The sequence below is a fragment of the Pseudomonas sp. NPDC087697 genome (assembly GCF_044743155.1).
GTDB lineage: Bacteria > Pseudomonadota > Gammaproteobacteria > Pseudomonadales > Pseudomonadaceae > Aquipseudomonas.
The window spans coordinates 88,952-109,825 of record NZ_JBIUVW010000006.1 but is presented as its reverse complement, the minus strand read 5'-3'; the positions used below and the strand labels follow the sequence as shown (position 1 = coordinate 109,825).

19 protein-coding genes and 2 pseudogenes are annotated in these 20,874 nt (G+C 56.4%); 17 read left to right on the top strand and 4 right to left on the bottom strand.

Features of this window, described 5'->3' with window-relative positions; all coding sequences use genetic code 11:
* Window positions 1-419: 419 nt before the first annotated feature.
* The gene (locus ACIPIN_RS06925) at window positions 420-1,442 is read right to left on the bottom strand and encodes an AraC family transcriptional regulator ligand-binding domain-containing protein (RefSeq protein WP_401116932.1); all 1,023 of its coding nucleotides are present in this window, start codon (window positions 1,440-1,442) and stop codon (window positions 420-422) included.
* Between the two features lie 140 nt (window positions 1,443-1,582).
* On the opposite strand from ACIPIN_RS06925, the gene ACIPIN_RS06920 reads away from it, so the two are divergent.
* From ACIPIN_RS06920 to ACIPIN_RS06910, 3 genes are read left to right on the top strand one after another with little or no spacing between them, the layout of a single operon-like run.
* Window positions 1,583-2,323: an SDR family NAD(P)-dependent oxidoreductase gene (locus tag ACIPIN_RS06920; RefSeq protein WP_401116930.1), complete on the top strand. Its 741-nt coding sequence runs from the start codon at window positions 1,583-1,585 to the stop codon at window positions 2,321-2,323.
* Window positions 2,324-2,333: 10 nt separating this feature from the next.
* Window positions 2,334-3,743: an SRPBCC family protein gene (locus tag ACIPIN_RS06915; RefSeq protein WP_401116928.1), complete on the top strand. Its 1,410-nt coding sequence runs from the start codon at window positions 2,334-2,336 to the stop codon at window positions 3,741-3,743.
* Window positions 3,724-4,569: an SDR family NAD(P)-dependent oxidoreductase gene (locus ACIPIN_RS06910; protein WP_401116926.1), complete on the top strand. Its 846-nt coding sequence runs from the start codon at window positions 3,724-3,726 to the stop codon at window positions 4,567-4,569. The genes ACIPIN_RS06915 and ACIPIN_RS06910 overlap by 20 nt, the downstream gene beginning before the upstream one ends.
* A gap of 141 nt (window positions 4,570-4,710) precedes the next feature.
* Here the strand turns inward: ACIPIN_RS06910 and lysA are convergent, their stop codons facing one another.
* Window positions 4,711-5,949 (bottom strand): diaminopimelate decarboxylase, encoded by a 1,239-nt coding sequence (gene lysA / locus ACIPIN_RS06905; protein WP_401116924.1) that lies wholly within the window; start codon window positions 5,947-5,949, stop codon window positions 4,711-4,713.
* A 127-nt stretch (window positions 5,950-6,076) separates the two neighbouring features.
* On the opposite strand from lysA, the gene ACIPIN_RS06900 reads away from it, so the two are divergent.
* A complete protein-coding gene (locus ACIPIN_RS06900; RefSeq protein WP_401116922.1) occupies window positions 6,077-6,988 on the top strand; it encodes a LysR family transcriptional regulator in 912 nt (303 codons plus the stop codon).
* 582 nt (window positions 6,989-7,570) lie between these two features.
* A pseudogene (locus ACIPIN_RS06895) lies at window positions 7,571-8,226 on the top strand (tyrosine-type recombinase/integrase); the annotation flags it as partial.
* A 20-nt stretch (window positions 8,227-8,246) separates the two neighbouring features.
* On the opposite strand, the gene ACIPIN_RS06890 reads toward ACIPIN_RS06895, so the two are convergent.
* Complete coding sequence (locus ACIPIN_RS06890; protein ID WP_401116920.1) at window positions 8,247-8,984, bottom strand: UTRA domain-containing protein; 738 nt, start codon at window positions 8,982-8,984, stop codon at window positions 8,247-8,249.
* A gap of 318 nt (window positions 8,985-9,302) precedes the next feature.
* On the opposite strand from ACIPIN_RS06890, the gene ACIPIN_RS06885 reads away from it, so the two are divergent.
* The 7 genes from ACIPIN_RS06885 to ACIPIN_RS06855 all read left to right on the top strand — a co-directional run bounded on the left by ACIPIN_RS06885 (window position 9,303) and on the right by ACIPIN_RS06855 (window position 15,844).
* Complete coding sequence (locus tag ACIPIN_RS06885; RefSeq protein ID WP_401116918.1) at window positions 9,303-10,358, top strand: ABC transporter substrate-binding protein; 1,056 nt, start codon at window positions 9,303-9,305, stop codon at window positions 10,356-10,358.
* Between the two features lie 175 nt (window positions 10,359-10,533).
* Window positions 10,534-11,421, top strand: coding sequence for an ABC transporter permease (locus ACIPIN_RS06880; RefSeq protein ID WP_401117071.1), 888 nt, complete (start codon window positions 10,534-10,536; stop codon window positions 11,419-11,421).
* Complete coding sequence (locus tag ACIPIN_RS06875) at window positions 11,411-12,181, top strand: ABC transporter permease (RefSeq protein ID WP_401116916.1); 771 nt, start codon at window positions 11,411-11,413, stop codon at window positions 12,179-12,181. The genes ACIPIN_RS06880 and ACIPIN_RS06875 overlap by 11 nt, the downstream gene beginning before the upstream one ends.
* Before the next feature lie 9 nt (window positions 12,182-12,190).
* Complete coding sequence (locus ACIPIN_RS06870; RefSeq protein ID WP_401116914.1) at window positions 12,191-13,219, top strand: ABC transporter ATP-binding protein; 1,029 nt, start codon at window positions 12,191-12,193, stop codon at window positions 13,217-13,219.
* Complete coding sequence (locus tag ACIPIN_RS06865; RefSeq protein ID WP_401116912.1) at window positions 13,216-13,923, top strand: HAD family hydrolase; 708 nt, start codon at window positions 13,216-13,218, stop codon at window positions 13,921-13,923. The genes ACIPIN_RS06870 and ACIPIN_RS06865 overlap by 4 nt, the downstream gene beginning before the upstream one ends.
* Window positions 13,914-14,987: a sugar phosphate isomerase/epimerase family protein gene (locus tag ACIPIN_RS06860; RefSeq protein ID WP_401116910.1), complete on the top strand. Its 1,074-nt coding sequence runs from the start codon at window positions 13,914-13,916 to the stop codon at window positions 14,985-14,987. The genes ACIPIN_RS06865 and ACIPIN_RS06860 overlap by 10 nt, the downstream gene beginning before the upstream one ends.
* A gap of 611 nt (window positions 14,988-15,598) precedes the next feature.
* Window positions 15,599-15,844, top strand: coding sequence for a hypothetical protein (locus ACIPIN_RS06855; protein ID WP_401117079.1), 246 nt, complete (start codon window positions 15,599-15,601; stop codon window positions 15,842-15,844).
* Here the strand turns inward: ACIPIN_RS06855 and ACIPIN_RS06850 are convergent.
* Complete coding sequence (locus ACIPIN_RS06850; protein WP_401116908.1) at window positions 15,809-16,432, bottom strand: RBBP9/YdeN family alpha/beta hydrolase; 624 nt, start codon at window positions 16,430-16,432, stop codon at window positions 15,809-15,811. The two genes, ACIPIN_RS06855 and ACIPIN_RS06850, sit on opposite strands and share 36 nt — an antisense overlap.
* A gap of 91 nt (window positions 16,433-16,523) precedes the next feature.
* Here ACIPIN_RS06850 and ACIPIN_RS06845 point away from each other — a divergent pair, with 91 nt between their 5' ends.
* The 5 genes and pseudogenes from ACIPIN_RS06845 to otnK form a co-directional block, all read left to right on the top strand.
* A complete protein-coding gene (locus tag ACIPIN_RS06845; protein WP_401116906.1) occupies window positions 16,524-17,015 on the top strand; it encodes an Lrp/AsnC family transcriptional regulator in 492 nt (163 codons plus the stop codon).
* A 691-nt stretch (window positions 17,016-17,706) separates the two neighbouring features.
* Entirely contained in the window at window positions 17,707-18,147 is a 441-nt protein-coding gene (locus ACIPIN_RS06840) for a CBS domain-containing protein (protein ID WP_401116904.1), read from the top strand.
* Window positions 18,148-18,375: 228 nt separating this feature from the next.
* Window positions 18,376-19,080 carry a FadR/GntR family transcriptional regulator gene (locus tag ACIPIN_RS06835; RefSeq protein WP_401116902.1) on the top strand — a complete coding sequence of 235 codons (705 nt, stop codon included), beginning with the start codon at window positions 18,376-18,378 and terminating at the stop codon, window positions 19,078-19,080.
* 41 nt (window positions 19,081-19,121) lie between these two features.
* Window positions 19,122-20,027 carry an L-threonate dehydrogenase gene (gene ltnD / locus ACIPIN_RS06830; protein ID WP_401116900.1) on the top strand — a complete coding sequence of 302 codons (906 nt, stop codon included), beginning with the start codon at window positions 19,122-19,124 and terminating at the stop codon, window positions 20,025-20,027.
* Window positions 20,028-20,037: 10 nt separating this feature from the next.
* Window positions 20,038-20,775 (top strand): annotated as a pseudogene (otnK, locus tag ACIPIN_RS06825) (3-oxo-tetronate kinase); the annotation flags it as partial.
* Window positions 20,776-20,874: the final 99 nt, after the last annotated feature.

The window sequence follows — 20,874 nt, the reverse complement described above, 5'->3', positions numbered from 1 at the left end:
TGGACACGGTCAGCGAGCGATTCCATCGCTCGTTGTTCGACGGCTTTCGAAGAGTGGCTGTTTCCGAGGCTGATAGGGCGAGAGCTGACTGCCCAGACCATGCCAGGGAGTAGCGCCAACGTAAGCCATTTGTTCGATGAGGTGGGCCATGGGGATCTTCCTTTTTATAGGCGCACGGCGAAGCCGCTAAGTGTTGTTCAGCAGGGATCAGTCGGCGTGCAGGGTGTTCACAGAGAGGGGGGAGCGATGGATCAGGAGGGGAGCAGTTGCATCAAGCAGGAGACGAGCAGTTCAGACGCAATGACGCCTGCTAAACGACAGTCCCGTCGATACCGACCATTCAAGACAGGTCAAAGCGGACCCAGGCCAACCTGTCTCGCGAACGGCAGAAAACGGCCACTCGGACGCTTGGAAATAATTCATTTCCCCATTCCAGACCTGAACTCGCCCGGAGTGGTTCCACTCCAGCGTGAAAACGCCCGAACGAAAGCCGGCGGCTCGCTGTAGAAGAGCTTGAAGCTGATGGTTTTGATGGAGTCCTCGGAATGATGCAGCAGGTAGATCGCCCGTTCGAACCGTATCTTGTCCACCAGTTCGGAGTACTGCACACCTTCCTCACCCAGATGCCGCCGTAGACTTCGCTCCGAGCAGTTGAGCTTCTTGGCCATGGTGGCGGCGTTTGGATAGAAGTCGATGCACGCCAGGATGCTGTTCACTCGGCTTTGCCAGGACAAAGACGTACGTTGCGCTTGGGCTTCGCGGCACAGCCGTAGATAAAGGTGATAAGTGTGCGGATTTCGCCGTGCATTGCGCTGGTGGCCCAGTTCATTGTCGTAGGTCACGTAGGTGTAGTCATGACCGAAGCTCACGGGGCAATCGAACTCGACCGAATAACGCTCGGCATCCACTGGCTCGGGATAGCCGAATGCCACTTCGCGCACATAACCATCGGCACCCACGCCGAAGATGTCACGTAGCAGTTGGCGTGTGCCAAGGATGTCGCGGTCGATGAGAAACCGGTACAGCGCAGGCAATCCGCCGACCTGACGGTATCGGATAATCGACTGCCCCGTGGAAAGACTACCGATCAGTTCGGGCACGATCCAGGGATTGGACAGCGGATAGAAACGGCGCGACAAATAGCCGGCATGGCCAAGATCGATCGCGTTTGCCAGCAGTCCGCCCAGCACACCCACGCTATTCACGTTGGTCAGCCGACCGAGCTCCAGCCCGGCTGCCGTGCCTCGATAAAGACGCAGGATGTTCTCGTAGATCGTCTGTTCCTGGCGGCTGTTGGGCACTGATTCAGGTAGCGCAAAACTGTCAACACTTAGGCCGCTACCAGCCAGCACCTCATGCAACGAATACCCCCAGGCGTCCATTTGCGCGATGCAGAAGCACAGCGGTGCCTGGCTGGCACAAGGAAACACGGAAAGGCTCATGGCGAATCACGCCTCGTATAAAAGGCTATTTAACATTTTTTTGGCCGTAATTATCAATCATCTGACACGTTCGAACATCGCATCGAGGGGACCGGCTTGGCTTAATACGTCTGGAGAAAAACAATAATGAGGTAGCTGTCATGAGCACATCGGTCTTCATCACTGGCGCATCCTCTGGCTTGGGGCGTCAGGTGGCGAGCGAATTCGCCAGTCGTGGCTATGACCTGGCGTTGGCTGCCCGTCAAATCGACGTCTTGCAAACCATCAAGTCCGAGCTGGAGGAACGCCACGGCGTGCGGGTCTTGGTCTACCCGCTGGATGTCAGTGATGCCAAACAGGTACGCGACACGCTGAATACCGCCAGCGCCGAACTGGGCAAGCTCGATATCGTCGTGGCCAACGCAGGGTTGGGTAGCGACGGACGCATAGGGCGCATCGATTTCGCCAATTCCCGTCAAATGTTCGAAGTCAATGTCATCGGCGCCTGCGCCACCATCGACGCCGCAATCACCCTGTTCAAGAGCCAGGGCCATGGGCAGATCGTAGCGATGAGTTCGGTCGCCAGCTGGCGCGGCCTGCCCGGCAGCGGTGCCTACAGCGCAAGCAAGGCAGCCGTCAGCGTGTACATGGAGGCCCTGCGTGCCGAATCGCAGGGCAAGAACCTGACCGTGACGGTCATCTATCCGGGCTATATCGATACTCCGATGAACCAAAAGCTCAAGCACCGTCCCTTCCTGCTGCCGCTGGAGGAAGGTGGCAAACGGATCGCCGATGCCATTCTGCAACGCCGTAAGCGTGCAGTGATTCCCGGCTATCCCTGGCGGCTGCTGCGACCTGTGCTGCAACTGCTTCCGACCGCGCTGATCGGCAAACTCTTCTGAGCAAACGACCATGACCACCAATATCTGCCAGATCGCGCTGAGCGTGCGTGACACCACCGCGTCCCTGCGTTTCTACCAGAAACTGTTCGGCCTTAAGCATGTCTTCGGCACTCTGTCTTTTCGCGGCAAGCAGGCTGAACGGATACAGGGCCTTGTCGGAGTGGCATCGCGAGTCAGTTGGTTGATCGACGACCGGGCGTTCTTTCAGTTGGAACTGTTCGAATTCGAGTCGCCGGCCTCGGCCCCTCTTTCCCCCGAGGACGACGAGCGCGTCGGTTATCGGCGCATCCTTGCGCGGGTCGATTCGCTGGAACGTTTCGAGGCTCTCGCCCAGTCTCTCGGCCTGTCCCTGGAGGCCCGCCGGTTTGCCAATCGCCGTTTCATCCGAGATCCGGACGGCATTCTCATCGAGCTGATCGAAGACCACTCACTGCAAGGGTTGCCATATCCGTGCAAGCTGACAGGCTTGGGTCTGGTTGTCGCGGATTGCGCACGCAGCGTGGCGGCCTTTGTCGACGGGTTGGGTTTTGAGCGTGGCGACCGTACCGTTGAGCAGGATAACCATACCGTCGCCGACGCCTGCCTGGTCAAAGGCGACATGTGGCTGGACGTCCGCCAACCGGCGACCCCCAAGCCCTGGCCGCCCCGTTACCGATTGAACGACATCGGCATCATGAACCTGGCCGTCGGCTTCGACAGCCAGGACGGGTTCGCCGCACAGTTCGAACGGGCGCTCAAGGCTGGATTCGTGCCCAACTGCAACCCGGTGGGTCAGGTAGGGCTGGTACAGTGCGTCTACGTCAACGACCCGCAGGGCTTTTCGGTGGAGATGCTGTACTGCTCGCCGCGACTGTACGCATTAGTGGGCTTCAGCGAGCCGAACTTGAAGGCCAAGATTTTCAACCGGCAGCGCGAGAAGCAGGCCTACAAAGCGCTGGGCACCCGCCGCGACAGTCTCTTCTCGCGGCAGATCAGGACCGAAATCGAGATCGATGCACCGCCCAGTTCGGTGTGGAACTGCCTCGTCGACTTCGAGCGCTACGCGCAGTGGAACCCCATGCTGGAGATTCAGCGGATCGACCACCGCCCGGGTGGGCAGGTGCACTTCGCGGTCAAGCTGGGCAAGGAACGCAAGGCGTCCTTCCAGGCACGCATCAGCAGCGACGAAGCGCCACACCGCTTCGCCTGGCGTGGCGGCAACCCTTTCACAGTGGCCGGCGAACACTTCTTCCAGCTTACCGAGAACGCCGATGGGTCCACCCGCTTCATCCATGGCGAGCGTTTTTCCGGTCTCTTGCTGCCGGCACTCTGGCAGCGCCTGAGCCAATCGAAACGACTCTATCAACGCATGAACGAGGCGCTGAAACAGCGTGTCGACACAGCCCATCAGGAGGCGACAGATGAAAGACTTGAACGGTAAGGTCTGCGTGATCACCGGAGCTGGCGGAGGCCTGGGCCGTGAACTGGCGATGGCTTGCGCGCGACGTCGGATGAAGTTGGTATTGGCTGATGTCGAAGCCGGAAATCTAGAGACCACCCGCACCTTGATCCAGCAGGAACTACCCGGCACCTACATCGTCACCCAGCAAGTAGACGTGTCCAAATTCGAGCAGGTCGCCACGCTGGCGCAACTGGCTGTGCAACGTTGCGGTGGCGTCCATCTGCTGTTCAACAACGCCGGCGTGGGCGTCACTGCGCCTATCTGGGAAAACACCGTCTCCGACTGGCATTGGGTAACCAACGTCAATCTTTATGGCGTCGCTTGGGGGGTGAAAGCCTTCACTCCGATCATGCTCGACCAGGGCGAGGGACACATCGTCAATATCGCCTCGGCGGCTGGCTGGATGTACTCGGCCGGCAGTGGCATTTACAACGCCACTAAAGCAGCGGTGGTGGCGCTCTCGGAGAGCCTGGCCAACGACCTGAAAATGGCCAACAGCGCGGTCGGTGTCAGCGTGCTCTCACCTGCCTTTTTCCCGACCGGCATCATTGAGACCGAGCGTAACCGCCCGGCGGAATTCGCCGACGCTGCTGCCGATAGCGAGATGAAGCGGCAGTACGAGGAGTGTGTGAGACGAGCCGTGGAAGCCGGCAAGATTTCCGCACGCGAAATCGCCGAAATCACCCTGAAGGGCGTGGAAGAGAACCGCTTCTATCTCTTTCCCCATGCCTGGGTCCCCGGCGTGATAGCCCTACGCAGCAAACAGGCGCAGGAGGGCATGACGGCGTTTAATCCCCAGTCTTGACCAGCCTGACATCAGCACCACCACCGGTGACGATGGCATGACCCCGGAAGAGCGCGGCCAGTCTCAGCATCTGGTCTATCAATACCTGCCATCCCGTTACGGCATGAACCCGGACGGATTGCTTCGATCACCGATTGGCCTTTAAAGCCCCAATTCCAGGGCCAGCAAGTCCGACAATGGCTGCGGGCGTCGAATCAACTTAGCTTGCCCTTGCTCGATCAACACTTCCGGCAACAGTGTGCGGCTGTTGTAATTGGATGACATAGAAGCGCCGTACGCGCCGGTATCGTGCATGATCAGTAAGTCGCCAACCTGCGCTTCAGGTAGCAAACGGGGGGTGACACCCTGTTCATCCTGCGTAAAAATATCGCCGGATTCGCACAGGGGACCTCCCACTACACAGAGGTGCTCCGGACGACTGACCGGGACACCCTGGGAGTCCAGCAAGGTCATTTGGTGATAGGCGCCATAGAGGGCTGGCCGCATCAGGTCATTGAAGCCGGCGTTCACCAGGATGAAGTTTCGGCTACCGACTTTTTTTACCGCGCGGACTTCGGTAACCAAATAGCCTGACTCGGCTACCAGGAATCGACCGGGCTCGATCTCCATCCGTACTGGGTGAGCGAGAAAAGCCTCGATGTCCTGTTTGGCCTGGCGCCATGCGTTCGCATAACGCTGGATATCCACCGGCTCATCCCCCACACGATAAGGCGTGGAAAGCCCCCCGCCTATTGAGAATGCTTCGATATCGTGGTCGAGTGCCCTCACGGCCGAGACCATTGCACAGCCCACTTGCTCAAGGTGCGCGTAATCCACACCTGAACCAATATGCATGTGCAATCCCACCAGTTTCAGCCCGAATTGCCGAATCACGCCGAGCGCTTCTTGAACCTGGTCATGCCAGATTCCATGCTTGCTGTTTTCACCACCAGTATTGGTCTTGCGGCTGTGACCATGGCCGAACCCTGGATTGATCCGCAGCCAGACGCGATGGCCGGGAGACTGTTGGCCCAGTTGGCGGAGCATATCAATCGAGCCGGTATTGACCTCAAGGTTCAGTTCGACGACGCGTCGCAATGTCGCTTCATCGAACAGATCACAGGTCAGAACAATGCCAGCCGGGTCACCGGCAGGGCTGTATCCAGCGAGCAGCGCCCGCTCGATTTCACCCAGTGATACGGCATCGATCCGCACGCCTTGTTCGCGGATTAACCGGAGAATATGCAGGTTGGAGCAGGCTTTTTGCGCGTATCGAATGGCATCGAAGCCTTGCAGTTGGACGATGCGTGCCCTGATGGTCTGGGCGTCATAACACCAGAGCGGGGTGCCGTGCTGTCTGGCAGTCTCGGCTAATTGCTGGAAAACGGAATGGTTGGGCATGGAGGTATTCAATCTGAAGTAAAGAGAGAAGCCATCATGTCGATCACTCAGTATTCAATAAAATATCTATTCTTTGTGAGTCGATTCAGTTTTGATATGGGTCTTGATCAATTGATGGAGGCCGGGTGTGGAAATTTCCATACGGCATATCGAAGTCTTCCGCGCCATCATGCAGGCGGGGAGCGTCACCGGAGCAGCCCGCTTACTATTTACGTCCCAACCCACGATCAGCCGAGAACTGGCGCGGCTTGAAAGTATCTCTGGCCTTCGGCTGTTTGATCGAGAGGGAGGGAGGCTAGCACCGACGGCTCAGGCCATTATGCTGCTCGAAGAGGTTGAACGTTCCTACATTGGGTTGGAACGAATCAACAGTGTTGCACGGTCGATCCGTCGCTTCGAACATGGCCAACTGAGCGTCACCTGCCTTCCGCTGTTTTCCCAAACGCTGTTGCCCAAGGTCTGTAAGCACTTTCAGCAACAGCATGTCGGCATAGGCTTGAGCATTGCTGCACAGGAATCACCCTTACTGGAAGAGTCACTCAGCGCCCAGCGTTACGACCTCGGATTGACCGAGGGCGAGCATGTACCTCGAGGTACCCAAGGGAAATTGCTCTTTTGTTCCGACATGGTCTGCATACTTCCAGAGGGTCACCCTTTGTTGTCCAGGCCGCTGCTCGTAATGGAAGACTTTCGCGGTGTCGACTTCATCAACCTGTCGGGTCTGGACATCTATCGACAATCGCTCGATGAGCACTTTCGTCAGGCCGGAGTTGATCGGCATACCGTCATCGAAACAACCAACGCCGCATCAGTCTGTGCCATGGTCAGGCAACGGCTGGGGGTGGCGATTATCAACCCGTTGACTGCACTGGAGGAGTCAGGCAGAGGATTGGTCATTCGGCCGATCAACGTGTCCATTCCCTATCGCGTCATGTTGATCAGGCCTGAGTATCGACCATCCTCTATCTTCGTCGACGCCTTCTGCAACTCGTTGAGCGATGAGGCGTTGTGTCTCGCCAATACACTCGACAAGCGATGAGAAAATGCCGGTTAAAGAGTCTCACCTTTGCACGTAGCCTATGCGTCAGGCCCGCACGGCTATTGCTGGAATGGTACGAATCCACAAATTCACCAGTTCGTTCCAACGATGCGAAGACATGGTCTCTAAAAGATTAAATGGCCGCCATATACTGGTTTCGACGCGCTTGGTAGGTGACTTCACCAGCCGTTTACGCTAGGGATAGCACCCAGTAGCGTACCTTGGAATAATTCCCTTTTTTGCTCTCGATACACCCTGAAAACAAGTCCAGAATCAAGTCCATTCCTGCTTCAGGAATAAAAGAAACCCCTTGGATTTTAATGGGTCGGACGCCGGATGCGAGTCTCGTTTCCCGCGCCAATTATTCTTCTACAGGCTTCCATTGAAGTCTGTAGAAGCTGAAAAAAGAGGCTTCGGCCTCTTTTTTCGTTCCTGCGGGAACCACTCAAGTCCAGCGCCATCCAGCCCTTTTAAGTCCAGAATTGAGTCCAGAAATTCTGACGAGTGCTGGATCGGTTTATGGTTGGATCGCTTCGGCTGGCGAGATGAGCATCTAACCCTGACTCTATTCTGGAGCTGGTTATGGCGCTCTCGGATATGTCTGTTCGGCAAACCCGAATTACGGGTACTGAACGCTTGGTGACATGGACGGCCTCGCGCTCCATGTGACCGCTCACGGTGGGAAAATCTGGCTGTTTCGATACTACTGGGCAGGCAAGCACAAGCGCATGTCTCTGTGGGTAGTTACCCACAAATCAGCCTCAAAGAAGCGCGTACCCGACGCGATGAGGCGCGTGCGTTGGTCGCCCAAGGCATCAACCCTTATATGCACCGTAAACAGCAGCGCCGCGCCGTTCGCTTTGCTCCAGAGCATACCTTTGAAGCGGTGTCCAATCAGTGGGTCGAGTTCCGTAGGCTGAGCCTGAAGGAAGGTCGCCAGAGCACGCTTTCGCAAATCTTCAAAAAGGACATCTTACCAGCGCTAGGTAAGCGGTCCATCTACGACATTAATCGCCATGATCTGCTGGATTTACTGAGCAGAGTCGAACAGCGCAAGTCGTTAACGACAGCAGAGATGTGTCGAACCTGGTTATGGTGGGGCAAGCCAAACGCAACTGGGCCTTCGGCTTCTGTTGCTGACCGGTGGCCGCACCGGTGAGTTGCGCTTGGCGACACCTGATCAGTTCGATCTGGAGCAGCGGTTACTGGCGCATCGAAGCGAGCTGACCAAGCGTATTAGTGAGAGCCATGAGGATGGTTAAGCTACCTTGTCAGAATGCAGTGCTTGGCTATCCATAGAGATTCGGACTGCGTCATGACGCCAGAACTCGCGATCGCAATCAAGAATCTGTCCATGTTGGTCATAGTTGATGCGAGTGATCATTAACAGCGGGCTGCCTTCTGGCAGATTGAGATAATTCGCCACGCTGGCCTGCGCCGCAGTGGGGTAGATATCAAAAGTGGCTCGGCCGCATTGGATGCCATAATGCTTTCGGTAAATTGATGTCAGCGATTGAGTCAGATCAAGCTTCAATATATCCGGGACAAACTCTGGTTTCAGATAATGTTCTACAAACATGACGACGCGCCCATCGACATAACGTAGGCGACGTATGCAGTGCAGCATGCTTGACGGCGGCAGCGCCATCTTCAGGCATAACTCCGGGGGCGCCAATTCCGTGCTGGTCGAGATCACCTGTGTGGCTGCCTTGCGACCCTGACTTTCGACCATCTGGTGGAACAGTGAACTTGTGAAAGGGTTGTACTCAAGTCGCGGAGGGGTCACAAACCAACCGCGTCTGCTTTCCCGATAGATCGATCCTTCTGCCTCCATTCTTTGCAGTGCTTCCCTGAGCGTGACGCGCGTTGTGGAAAACATGTCGCTCAGTATTCGCTCGGAAGGGAGTTTGCTTCCGGACACCAGCGTGCCATTGATGATTTGCGCTGCCAAGGCGTGACGGATGTTGGCTGCTTGTGTGGTGGTTTTTTCTGTCACGGTGATGGTCTGGTTGATTTTTGAGCGCTGATATTATCCCAGTTCATGATTTCATTACCTTTACGATGCACTCAATTGACGCTATTAGCGCCAAAAATTCATAACGGTGGCGTTTTCGGGGATCATCGCGCTCAACGCAAACCGCGAAAATCGGCGCATCAGGTGGGCTCCTAGCGCTCTTCTTCCACCTCCGGGCCACTCAACGCCCCCCCCCGTTCTGCAACAGCTCCCTACCCGGCAGGGTGTCACATTACGGTCATTTTTTGTGGGTAGCATCCAGTTCCCGCCCCAATCTGGTCTATACCACACGGCTAAATCATGAAAAAAATGCTGATTACGAGTTTGCTTGCAAGTGCCTTGTCGATTGCAGTTTCTAGTGCGTACGCGCAGCCGGACCTGGATGCTTTAGTCGCCGCAGCCAAAAAAGAAGGCGCGGTTAATAGCCTGGGAATGCCGGATAACTGGGCGAACTGGAAAGATACGTGGGCCGAGATCACGCAAAAATATGGCCTGGTACATCTGGATACCGACATGAGTTCGGGGCAGGAAATCGCCAAATTCGAAGCTGAGAAATCGAACGCATCAGGCGACATCGGCGACGTTGGCCAATCTTTTGGCCCGATTGCAGTCAGGAAGGGCGTAACCCAAGCCTACAAGCCGACCAACTGGGACGATATTCCGGCTTGGGCCAAAGACGAAGACGGTCATTGGATAGTGGCTTACAGCGGGACCATTTCTTTCATCAGCAACAACAAGCTGGTCAAGAATCCGCCTAAGACATGGGGCGATTTGCTCAAAGGCAACTATAAGGTGACCGTAGGCGAAGTGGGTGTTTCGGCGCAGGCCAACAGTGCGCTGCTGGCAGCGGCGATTGCCAATGGCGGCAACGAAAAGAATCTGCAACCTGCGTATAAGTTATTTGCCGAGCTGGCTAAACAAGGGCGGCTTTCCATGACCGATGCGAATATCGCCAACATGGAAAAAGGTGAGGTGGAAGTTGCGCTGTTATGGGACTTCACCTCATTGGGCTACCGCGACAAGATTGATCCATCCTCGTTCACGGTATCCATTCCCGAAGATGGTAGCGTGAGTGCCGGCTATTCAACCTTGATCAACAAATACGCGCAGCATCCGAACGCCGCCAAACTGGCGCGTGAATACATCTTCAGCGATGCCGGCCAGACTAACCTGGCGCGCGGTTTCGCACGTCCGATTCGTAGCAACGTCGTCCTGCCACAGGATGTAAAGGACAGGATGTTGCCTGCTGCGCAATATAGCAACGCCAAACCGATCCAGGACTTCGTGGCGTGGGAGGCGACTACCAAGGCCATACCGCGGCAGTGGCAAGAGCAAGTCATGATTTATAACAAGTAATTCCAGCAGCGTTAGGCCACCTCTACAAACCACTGCGCGAACTTGGGTCGTTCACTAGGGTTTTTAGAGGTGACCATGAGAACAGTGTTCAGAGCATTGGCTGCACTAAAGCTTTACTGCAGCGGTGCCCCGTTATCACTTATCAAAAACCAAGGAACACGGAATTGCTAGTCGTATGATAACTACATCGAACCCGCTGGCAACCCCAGTGACTATCGACACCCCGCATTATCCACGCTTTCGCCACTGGCGGGCGGCGTTGGTCCTGCTGCCCTTGTTGTGTGTATTGGCGTTGTTTTCGCTGGCGCCGACAGCATGGCTGCTGATCAACAGCGTGCAGGTTGATGGCGCATGGTCGCTGGCGAATTTCAGTGAAATCCTGCACTCCCCGTTTTACCGGCAGGCCTTTGGCAACAGCCTCTGGGTTTCCGTCAGCTCCAGCCTGATTGGACTGGCCATCGCGCTGGTGGCCGCCGCTTCGTTGAAACGGGTGGATTGCGTTGTCCGCGACATGACGGTGGCATTCACCAATATGACCGGCAATCTAAGTGGGGTGTCATTGGCATTCGCCTTCATTATTGTGATGGGAACCAATGGCGCCGTGACATTGCTCTTGCGGCGATGGGGTTGGCTGGCTGATTTTAATCTATACACGCAGACTGGGCTGACGCTGATTTACAGCTATTTCCAGATACCGCTAGCAGTACTGTTGCTCTATCCAGCCTTTGATGCGCTGCAAGACGATTGGCAAGAGGCCGCCTCTTTGCTGGGTGCCAGTCGTGCCAGTTACTGGCGCTTGGTTGCGTTGCCGGTGCTGCTGCCGGCGGTATTCGGCACTTTCATTTTGTTGTTGGCTAATGCCATGGGGGCGTATGCCAGTGCGTACGCACTGATGACCTCTAACTACAACCTGGTCACCATCCGCATTTCCAGCCTGGTAGCTGGGGACATTTCTCTGGAACCGAATCTGGCGGCAGCACTGTCCGTGCTTCTGGTGGCGATGCTGGTGTTCGTGGCGATGGTCAACCAGTTCTTAATGAAGAGAAGCTACCATGCACACTAACCGTTATCACCAGTTCGTGCTGTATGGCTTGATGGCTCTACTCAGTATCCCTGTTCTGGCGACCCTGATTTATTCATTTTCCCAGCACTGGGGTGCAACGATATTACCCGACGGGCTGACGTTCGACTGGTATCTCAAGTTGTGGCAAGAGCCGCGCTTCTTGACCGCATTTAGCCACTCCCTGTTGATTGCACTGGGCACATTGGTCTTCAGCACAGTGGTCATCGTGCCTGCCACATTTGTCGTGTTCTATTATTTTCCGCACTTGGATCGCTGGATGAACATCCTGATTTTGATCCAGTTCGCGGTGCCGCCTGTGGTGTCGTCGGTGGGCTTGTTGCAGATATATGCCGACGGCCCGCTACCGCTGATCGGTACGCCGTGGGTACTGATAGGGTGTTATTTCACGATTGTTCTGCCGTTCATGTACCGGGCACTCGCCAACGGTCTGCAAGGGCTGAACGTGCGCGACCTGATGGATGCGGCGCATCTGCTAGGGGCAAGTACTTCCGCTGCTTTTTTACGGGTGGTATTGCCGAATATCCGCAAGGGCCTGATGGCAGCGTTGTTTCTCTCGTTCTCTTTCCTGCTGGGCGAGTTCGTGTTCGCCAACATATTGGTTGGCAGCCGTTACGAAACCCTGAACGTCTATCTCTATTCCGTGCGCTCCACCAGCGGCCATTTTGTGAGTGCCGTGGTGATGAGTTATTTCATATTTACGCTGGTCGTGACCTGGATTGCCACCCGTTTGAGTCGATAGGACTGTGCGATGAATTATCTTGAAGTATCCAACTTGTCGAAATACTTCGGCAAAGGCTCGGGCAAGACCCGGGTGTTTGACGACATACATTTCAATATCAAGGAAGGCGAACTGGTGACCCTGCTGGGTCCCAGTGGCTGCGGCAAGTCGACCTTGTTGCGCTGTATCGCGGGTTTAACTGAAGTCGATAGCGGCCAGATTCATGTGGCGGGAAATAACATTACCCATTTTGCTCCGCAAAAACGCGGCATCGGCATGGTATTCCAGAGTTATGCGTTGTTTCCGAATCTGACGGTGATGGGCAATATTGCCTTCGGCCTGAAAATGCAGGGTGTCTCTGTCGATGAAACCTTCCAGCGGGTGACCGAAGCGGTACGTCTGGTTGAATTGCAGGGGCACGAGAACAAATTCGTGAGTCAGCTCTCCGGCGGCCAGCGTCAGCGTGTCGCCCTGGCGCGGGCATTGGTGGTGCGGCCACGCATCCTGTTGCTGGATGAACCACTGTCGGCACTGGATGCACGCATCCGCAAGAACCTGCAGGAAGAGATCCGACGGATCCAGTCGCAGATGAAACTGACGACCATTTTCGTGACCCACGATCAGGAAGAAGCGCTAATGCTGTCCGACCGCATCATTGTCATGGATGGCGGTCGCATTGTCCAGGAAGGGAGCGCCGAGACAATCTACACCCGTCCAGCCAATGGTTTTGTAGCGCGCTTCATGGGCAGCTACAACCTGCTGGATGCCAGCCAGGCGGAACAACTGCTTGGCCTGCGCATACAAGGACAACTGGCAATCCGGCCGGAAGCGATCCATGTGGCGCAAGCCGGCCGCAGCTATGGCCCACATCTGGGCGCGCCGTGCCGCGCCACGGTACGTCACCATCAACTGCTCGGCAACGTCATTCGTTACCACGTCGATGCGCAAGGCTGCTCGTTGATGGTCGATATGCTCAATCGCAGTTCAGAATCCTTGCTGCCGGCAGGCGCGCGGCTCGACCTGCTGTTCAATCGTGAAGAACTGCAGGAGGTCGCATGACGATTTTGGCTATTTTTGACATGGATGACACCATTATCGATTGCGATAGCTCCAGTCTCTGGCTGCGCTATCTGGTGCAGCGCGGTGTGGCAGCAGCCGACATGCTGGTCACCGAGCAGACGATGATGCAAGCCTATCATCTGGGCGAACTATCCATGGCGCAGTACATGGACTTTACTCTCCAGCCGTTGTCTGGAGTGGCCGTCAGCGAAGTGGAACGATGGGCCGATGACTTTGTCGCCAGCATGATTTCCACCCGCATATTTCCAGCCGCGCGTCGGCAAATTGAGTGGCATCGCCAACAGGGAAACAAGCTATTAATCATCTCGGCTACGGCTGACTTTATCGTCCGCCGTATCGCGGCCATGCTGGGCGTGAGCGAGGTGATCGCCATCGAGCTTGAACAGGTAGCGGGCAACTTTACCGGTGCGACTAAAGGGGTGCTCAGTTTTCGGGAAGGCAAAGTAGAGCGCTTGCAGGCGTGGCTGCAGAACCATGGCATCAGCTTGCAGGGCAGCTATGGCTACAGTGACTCGGTGAATGATTTGCCACTATTGCACGCGGTCCAGCACGCGTGTGTGGTCAACCCCGCGCCAGCGCTAAAACAGGTATCCGACCAGCATCAATGGCGACAGTATGACTGGCAGTTGGCGCAACATGAGCGCAGCGTTACGGGTCAGGCCCAGGGGGCGGAATGTCGTTAATCCAGTCGCGTTTCGATGCATTATTGCGCCACAAAGCAGCGGGCCTGCCGGTACCTCAGCTAACCCCGGCGCTGGCGATCAAGCTGCTTGAACGACTCGATAGCATGCGCTTGTTCGCCCATGCTTACCCCCAGCTGATGAAGCTGACCTATGGTACATACCGACCAATTGACCTGCTGGATTTCGCCTATCGTCATGCACTCGACGGCATCAGTATTCATCTACTGGATGGCGAAGAGCGCAGTCTTCAGCAGATGAGTGACGATCAACTTCGCATTGTCAGCCAAAGGGCCGAGACGCTGGGGTTGGACATCCACCTGGAAATCAGTAGTACCCAAAAGGCGGACGTGGATCGGGTGGTTGAGGTGGCGCAGGTTATGGGGGTGCAGAACATCCGCGTCTACTCGCGCTATGGAGGACGGCTTTCCGATGTTTTAGACACCATCGAATCGGACTTGCACTACCTCGTCAAACAAGCCGAACGGTATGACCTTTACGTTGACTTTGAACAGCATGAAGAGCTGAAAAGTAGCGAGATTGTCACGCTGCTCGAGCGCATCAATCATCCGCGCCTGCACGCGCTGTTCGATTTCGGCAATATGATCAATGCCGCCGAACAACCGTTAACGGCTCTGAAATCCTTGGCTCCGCATATCCGGCAAGTGCACATGAAAGGTGTGCGTGTCGTTCCCGAGGAAAATGGAGTCGGTCACTATGGTGTGCTACAGGGCAGTGCCGAGGATGACCTGCCCAATGCCCGCATGTTGTTCGAGCTGTTGATGCTCGGAGAGGATGGACTCCAGGTCATAGCCTTTATCCTGGAGCAGGAAAACCACTATATCGCCCCCGCATTCCGTCAAGTGGACGAGGACGAAGACCCCATTATTCCTTACCGAGAGATGAGTCAAACCTCACTGCCCGAAGGATTTACGCTGGAGCAGATGATGGCCGAGGAGGAGCGTTGGGCAATCAACCAGATCGTTTATGTCCGCGGTCTGTTGCAAGAGTTAAGATTGCTGGCAGAACTTGCGCTTCAGCGAGAGGGGGAGTCAGTGTCGGCCTGACAGGATTTGTCATGAGCCGCCGTCAAGCGAGGGATGCCCTGGGATGAGGTGGGAAAACGCAGGCAACAAAAAAGCCGTAACGCTTTGTTTTCTCTACAGGGCGCTCTCAATCAGGTCAGCCAAATCCTCTTGCACCTCGTTAGCACGGCTGAAGCGCCACGTGCTGCACGGATGACCGTTACGCAGATACAGCAAAGCACTGTGCTTGCAGAGTTCGGCCGGTGTCGTCGGCGTACCGTGCCGAGCCAGGAGTTCGGGACTGGGATACGCGATGGAGGATTGGGCTTCTCGAATGACTGCTTCTCCGATTGGCTGTAGATAGAACTCGGTAGCGCGGCTTGGAATTGCTCTTTTTTGCTCTTGATACACCCTGAGAACAAGTCCAGAATCAAGTCCATTCCTGCTTCAGGAATAAAAGAAACCCCTTGGATTTTAATGGGTCGGACGCCGGATGCGAGTCTCGTTTCCCGCTCCAAATATTGCTCCATGGAGTTCCACTGAATTCCATGGAGAAAGAAAAAAATCACCTCCGCAGACTGTCTGAAACCTGGCAATCTGCGTAGCGCTCAAAGAAAATGCTCCGTATCGAAGGATACGGAGCATTTTTCGTTATGGCTTACATCCAAGGAGAGTCCCGGAACCAGACCAGCCTGTTTCCGGTTTCGCTGGAAGAGTTGATCCCCGAGGATCACCTCGTTCGAGTGATCGACCTATACGTTGCCAAGCTGGATAAGCGCATCGCCCAATATCTGGCCGCCAAAGCCCTGGATTACCGCCTCAAACGCCGGATGGCGTTGTCACGTTATCTCGATGACGGCGCGTTATTCATTTGGCTTTCCTTGCGAACAATGAAGTGAGTTCTTTTCTTTAGCGTCGTGATCGGTTGAGCGGGCATCCGGGACGGGCCTCATAGACCTTGCAAGGAGTTCGTCCAGCAATGCTCTCCCTTGAAGCCAATCACCGAGCCCACTGCTCGAATTGATGTGTCCTTGGACACCGATATTTACCAGGCGACTGCCCCAGGCATCTGCACATCGCTGGCTGTAATCCATATCTGCATACGGGTCGTTGGAGCTTGCGACAACAGTACTTGGAAATGCGAAACGCTTCAGCCCAAGCGGACTAAACCCGCGCGCCTCGTTCGGAAAAGTGGAGCGATCGGGGTCTGGTACGGCAACCAGCAAAGCGGCCCTGACCAATGTGCGGCTGCATTGCGCCCAGTGGGCGACTTGCAGGCAGCCAAGGCTGTGGGCTACCAACACTGTGTCGGGCCCAGCTCGGCGGATAGCTACTTCCAGATTTTCGACCCATCTTGCGCAAACCGGGTGATTCCAGTCTTGCCCCCCGATGCTCTCCATGGATGCGTCGGTGTGTGCCCATATCGTTTGCCAGTGACCTGGGCCGGAATTGCCAATGCCTGGGAGGAGCAATATCGAAGGTGTCATTTCTTGTTTCTCGGAAGTGGTGTCCGCAAAATGTAGCGAATGACACATCGACCCTGGATGGCAAATCATCCGAAAGCAGCACCATCAACCGATGATTCATCGGATTATTCAGCAGAGGAAAAGCATGGGGCTTGACAGCAAAGACTGGCAGATTCTGGAGGCACTGCAAAAGAATGCACGGCAAAGCCTGGCATCATTGGGCAAGCGCATTGGGCTTTCGCAACCGGCTATGAGCGAGCGGGTCCAGAAACTCGAAGCTGCGGGTGTCATAGAGGGTTACGGCGCGCGGGTAAGTTTGCGTGAGGTAGGGCTGGGACTGCAGGCGATCCTGCGCATTCGCACAACTCATCAGCACATCAAGCGCTACCTGGAGTTGTTTAACGACATACCTGAGGTGCTAGAAGCTGACAGGATTACGGGGGAGGACTGCTTCATAGTCCGATGCGCGTTTTCTCAACCCGCTGATTTGGAGACTGTAGTCGATGCGCTGGCTGTCCATGGTTCGGTCACGACTTCGTTGGTTCTGTCCAATGCCGTGCGCAAACAGGTACCTGTACGTCCGAGAAACGGCCCAGGCAATTAACAAGTGAACCGGCTTGCAAGACGTGATTGGCAGACGCTTACAGTGTTGTTTTGCCGCGCCGAGGCCATGGCCGAAATGTATTTAGCAACCACTCACTCTTAAGCATGGTCTGGATGTGAAAGTGGGGGTATCCGGATATCCATGCCGGTGTTGAAGGCGTTCGCTGGGTCGAACGCTGTGTCCATTCTGCGAGCAGCGGTGGGGTTTGGGTCGACTACTGAGTCGACCGCTACGTGCACTTTTATAAAGCGGTATGCATAACAACTTGCACCAGTCGGAGGCGACGCAATGAGCTTTCGCCTCCATTAGCTCAAGCGTCTCGAGTTGTTGCCCTTGTCAATTCGCTTTCCTGGGAAGTCTGCTCACCCCGCCGGAACTCGCTTGGACCGCAGTCGCCGTGACAATCCTCTATAGCTCAGGAGCCAGGGTTTCCACATAGGAGAAGTCTCTCCGCTGCCGACTGGCACAAAGGCTGCAGGGCTCGCATCAGGTTCACCCGGAGCGTATTCGTGTGGACAGCCCCTTCGGTCAACGACGATCGATTGGCCGAACAGGTTATGGGCAACATCGGTATATCAGGCATGGAAGTCTGGTTTTAATGCCGCAAAAGAACAGGCAAAGACGCCTGGAACCGAAAGGTTTCAGGCGTTTTTTTTTACTTTTTTAACCGTGAACTGTATTGGAGGCCGGCATGAAAACAGCCGCACAGCTGCTGAAGCTGAAGGTCGTGCAAAACCAGCAGGTGCATAGCATCGCGCCTGACCAGATGGTGCTCGAAGCGCTGAAGATGATGGCCGAAAAGAATGTGGGTGCTCTACCCGTCATAGAGGAGGGGCAGGTGGTCGGCGTTATCAGCGAACGCGACTATGCGCGCAAGGTCGTTCTACAGGGGCGCTCTTCGGTCGGTACGCCGGTCAGGGCCATCATGAGCGCGCCCGTCGTGACGGCAGACAGTCAGCAGAGTATCGAGCGTTGCATGTCGGTCATGACCGACAGTCATCTGCGCCATTTACCGGTGGTGGAAGGCGACCAACTGATTGGCCTGTTGTCGATTGGTGATCTGGTTAAAGAAGCCATCGCCGAGCAGGCCGACCTGATCCGGCAACTGGAACACTACATTCGCGGACATTAAAACGACATTCGGCTTGATACCGGGCACGCGGTGACCGCCATGCAAAGCAGCGGTCACCTGGTACAGGCGACCGGAGGCGGGTAGCCGGTCAATGCACGGAGTTGCATCTCAAATCTGATGTTAAAAAATGTTATTTTAAAAAATATCTTCACATATTCTGTTCATTGGGGGATTATCTGCTCAACCTGTATGACAACCTGATAACAAGACAAAAACAGGATTGCCTCGATGTTCGACAAGGTCCCGACTCACGTGCTGAGCGACAGCGTCGCTCAGCAATTGCTGGACAAGATTGAGACCGGTGTATTCGGCACCGGTAGCAAGCTGCCCAGCGAAGCGATGCTTTCGGAAGCTTTCGGTGTCAGTCGCACCGTGGTCCGCGAAGCCATTTCCCGCCTGAAGAACGAAGGCGTGCTGCAGCCCCGGCAAGGGCGCGGCATCTTCGTCACGGCCAACGCCAATATCCGTCCGCTGCGTATCGATTACGCCGAAGCCCATCTGCCCGGCAGTGTCTTTCACTTGTTGGCGCTGCGGCGTGCCATCGAGGCGGAAATCGCCGCCGAGGCGGCGCTCAATCGCAGCGAAGCCGATCTGGTGCTGATTGACGAGGCGCTGGCACGCATCGATGAAGAGGTCGATGAAGGGCTGGACGGTGTTCGCGCCGATGTGGCGTTTCACCGGGCCATCGCTCAGGCCACAGGCAACCCTTACTTCCTCAAGACCCTGGAATTCGTCAGTCAGTATCTGGAGGCCGCGACCCGCATCACCCGTACTAATGAAGCGGGCAGGGCGGACTTCTCCCATCAGGTACACGAAGAACACCAAGCGATCATCGCGGCCATTCGGCTGGGCGATCCGCTCGCCGCCGGCCATGCCGCCCGCGCTCATATCTACAACGCGGCCCGCCGTCTGCGCCTTGCTGGCGTGGAATAAGCCGCTGTTTTCCTCATAAGCCGGTAACTAAGGAGTACCCCATGAATAACAAGAATGTCGGTGTTGTCGGTCTTGGCGCGATGGGCCTGGGCATTGCCCGTTCGCTGTTGCGCAGCGGTTTCAATACGCATGCCTGCGATGTACGCGCGGCGGTGACGGAGCAGTTTGCCAGCGAGGGTGGGGTGGCTTGCGCATCCCCGGCGCACATGGCCGGCGAGTGTGATGTGATCATCACCGTGGTGGTGAATGCCGAGCAGACCGAGACCGTATTGTTTGGCGAAGGCGGTGCCGTGGCTGCGTTGCGTCCTGGCAGTTTGGTAATCGGCTGCGCCACCGTGGCCCCGACCTATGCTGTCGATCTTGGCCAGCGCTTGGCCGAGAAGGGCCTGCTGTATCTGGATGCACCGATCTCCGGTGGCGCGGCCAAGGCGGCTGCCGGCGAGATGACCATGATGACTTCGGGCCCAGTGGAGGCTTACGCCAAGGCCGAGGCGATTCTTGCGGGCATGGCCGGCAAGGTCTATCGCCTCGGTGACATCCACGGCCTGGGTTCGAAGGTCAAGATCATCAACCAGCTCCTCGCCGGGGTGCATATCGCGGCTTCTGCCGAAGCCATGGCGTTGGGTTTGCGTGAAGGGGTCGATGCCGACGCGCTCTACGAAGTGATCACTCATAGCGCCGGTAATTCCTGGATGTTCGAAAACCGCGTGCCGCACATTCTCAAGGCCGACTACACGCCGTTGTCCGCGGTGGATATTTTTGTCAAGGACCTGGGCCTGGTGCTGGATACCGCGCGTGCCAGCAAATTCCCGCTGCCGCTGTCGGCCACGGCTCACCAAATGTTCATGCAGGCTTCCAGTGCAGGTTTTGGCCGTGAGGACGACTCGGCGGTGATCAAGATTTTCCCGGGCATCACGTTGCCAACTGCCAAGACTGAGCCTGTTTGAGGAACGCACAATGAGCACACGTCCATTGCTGGGCTGCATCGCCGACGATTTCACCGGTGCCACCGACCTTGCCAACATGCTGGTACGTGGCGGTATGCGCACCGTACAAAGCATCGGTATCCCGAGCAGCGAAGTCGCCGCCGGGATCGACGCCGATGCGATCGTCATTGCCCTGAAGTCGCGCACCACACCGGTCGCCGAGGCGACCGAACAGTCCCTCGCGGCGCTGACCTGGCTGCGTGAACAAGGCTGCGAGCAGATATTCTTCAAGTACTGTTCGACGTTCGACTCCACGGCGGCCGGCAACATCGGCCAGGTCAGCGAAGCACTGCTGGCGGCGCTGGGTAGTGACTTCACCCTTGCGTGCCCGGCGTTCCCGGAGAATGGCCGGACGATCTTTCGCGGCCACTTGTTTGTTCAGGATCAACTCCTCAGCGAGTCGGGCATGCAGCATCACCCGCTGACGCCGATGACCGATGCCAACCTGGTTCGGGTGCTGCAATCGCAGACCGGCCTGAATGTCGGCTTGTTGCGCTACGACACCATTGCACAAGGGGTCGAACAGGTTCGTGCACGAATCGCCGAATTGCGGGCTCAAGGTGTCGGCATGGCAATCGCGGATGCGTTGTCGGACAGCGATCTGTATACCCTCGGTACCGCCTGCGCCGATCTGCCATTGTTGACGGGTGGTTCGGGGCTGGCCCTGGGATTGCCGGAAAACTTCCGTCGCGCCGGCAAGCTGCGCGACCTCGTACCGCCTGCGCCGATCTGCCATTGTTGACGGGTGGTTCGGGGCTGGCCCTGGGATTGCCGGAAAACTTCCGTCGCGCCGGCAAGCTGCGCGACC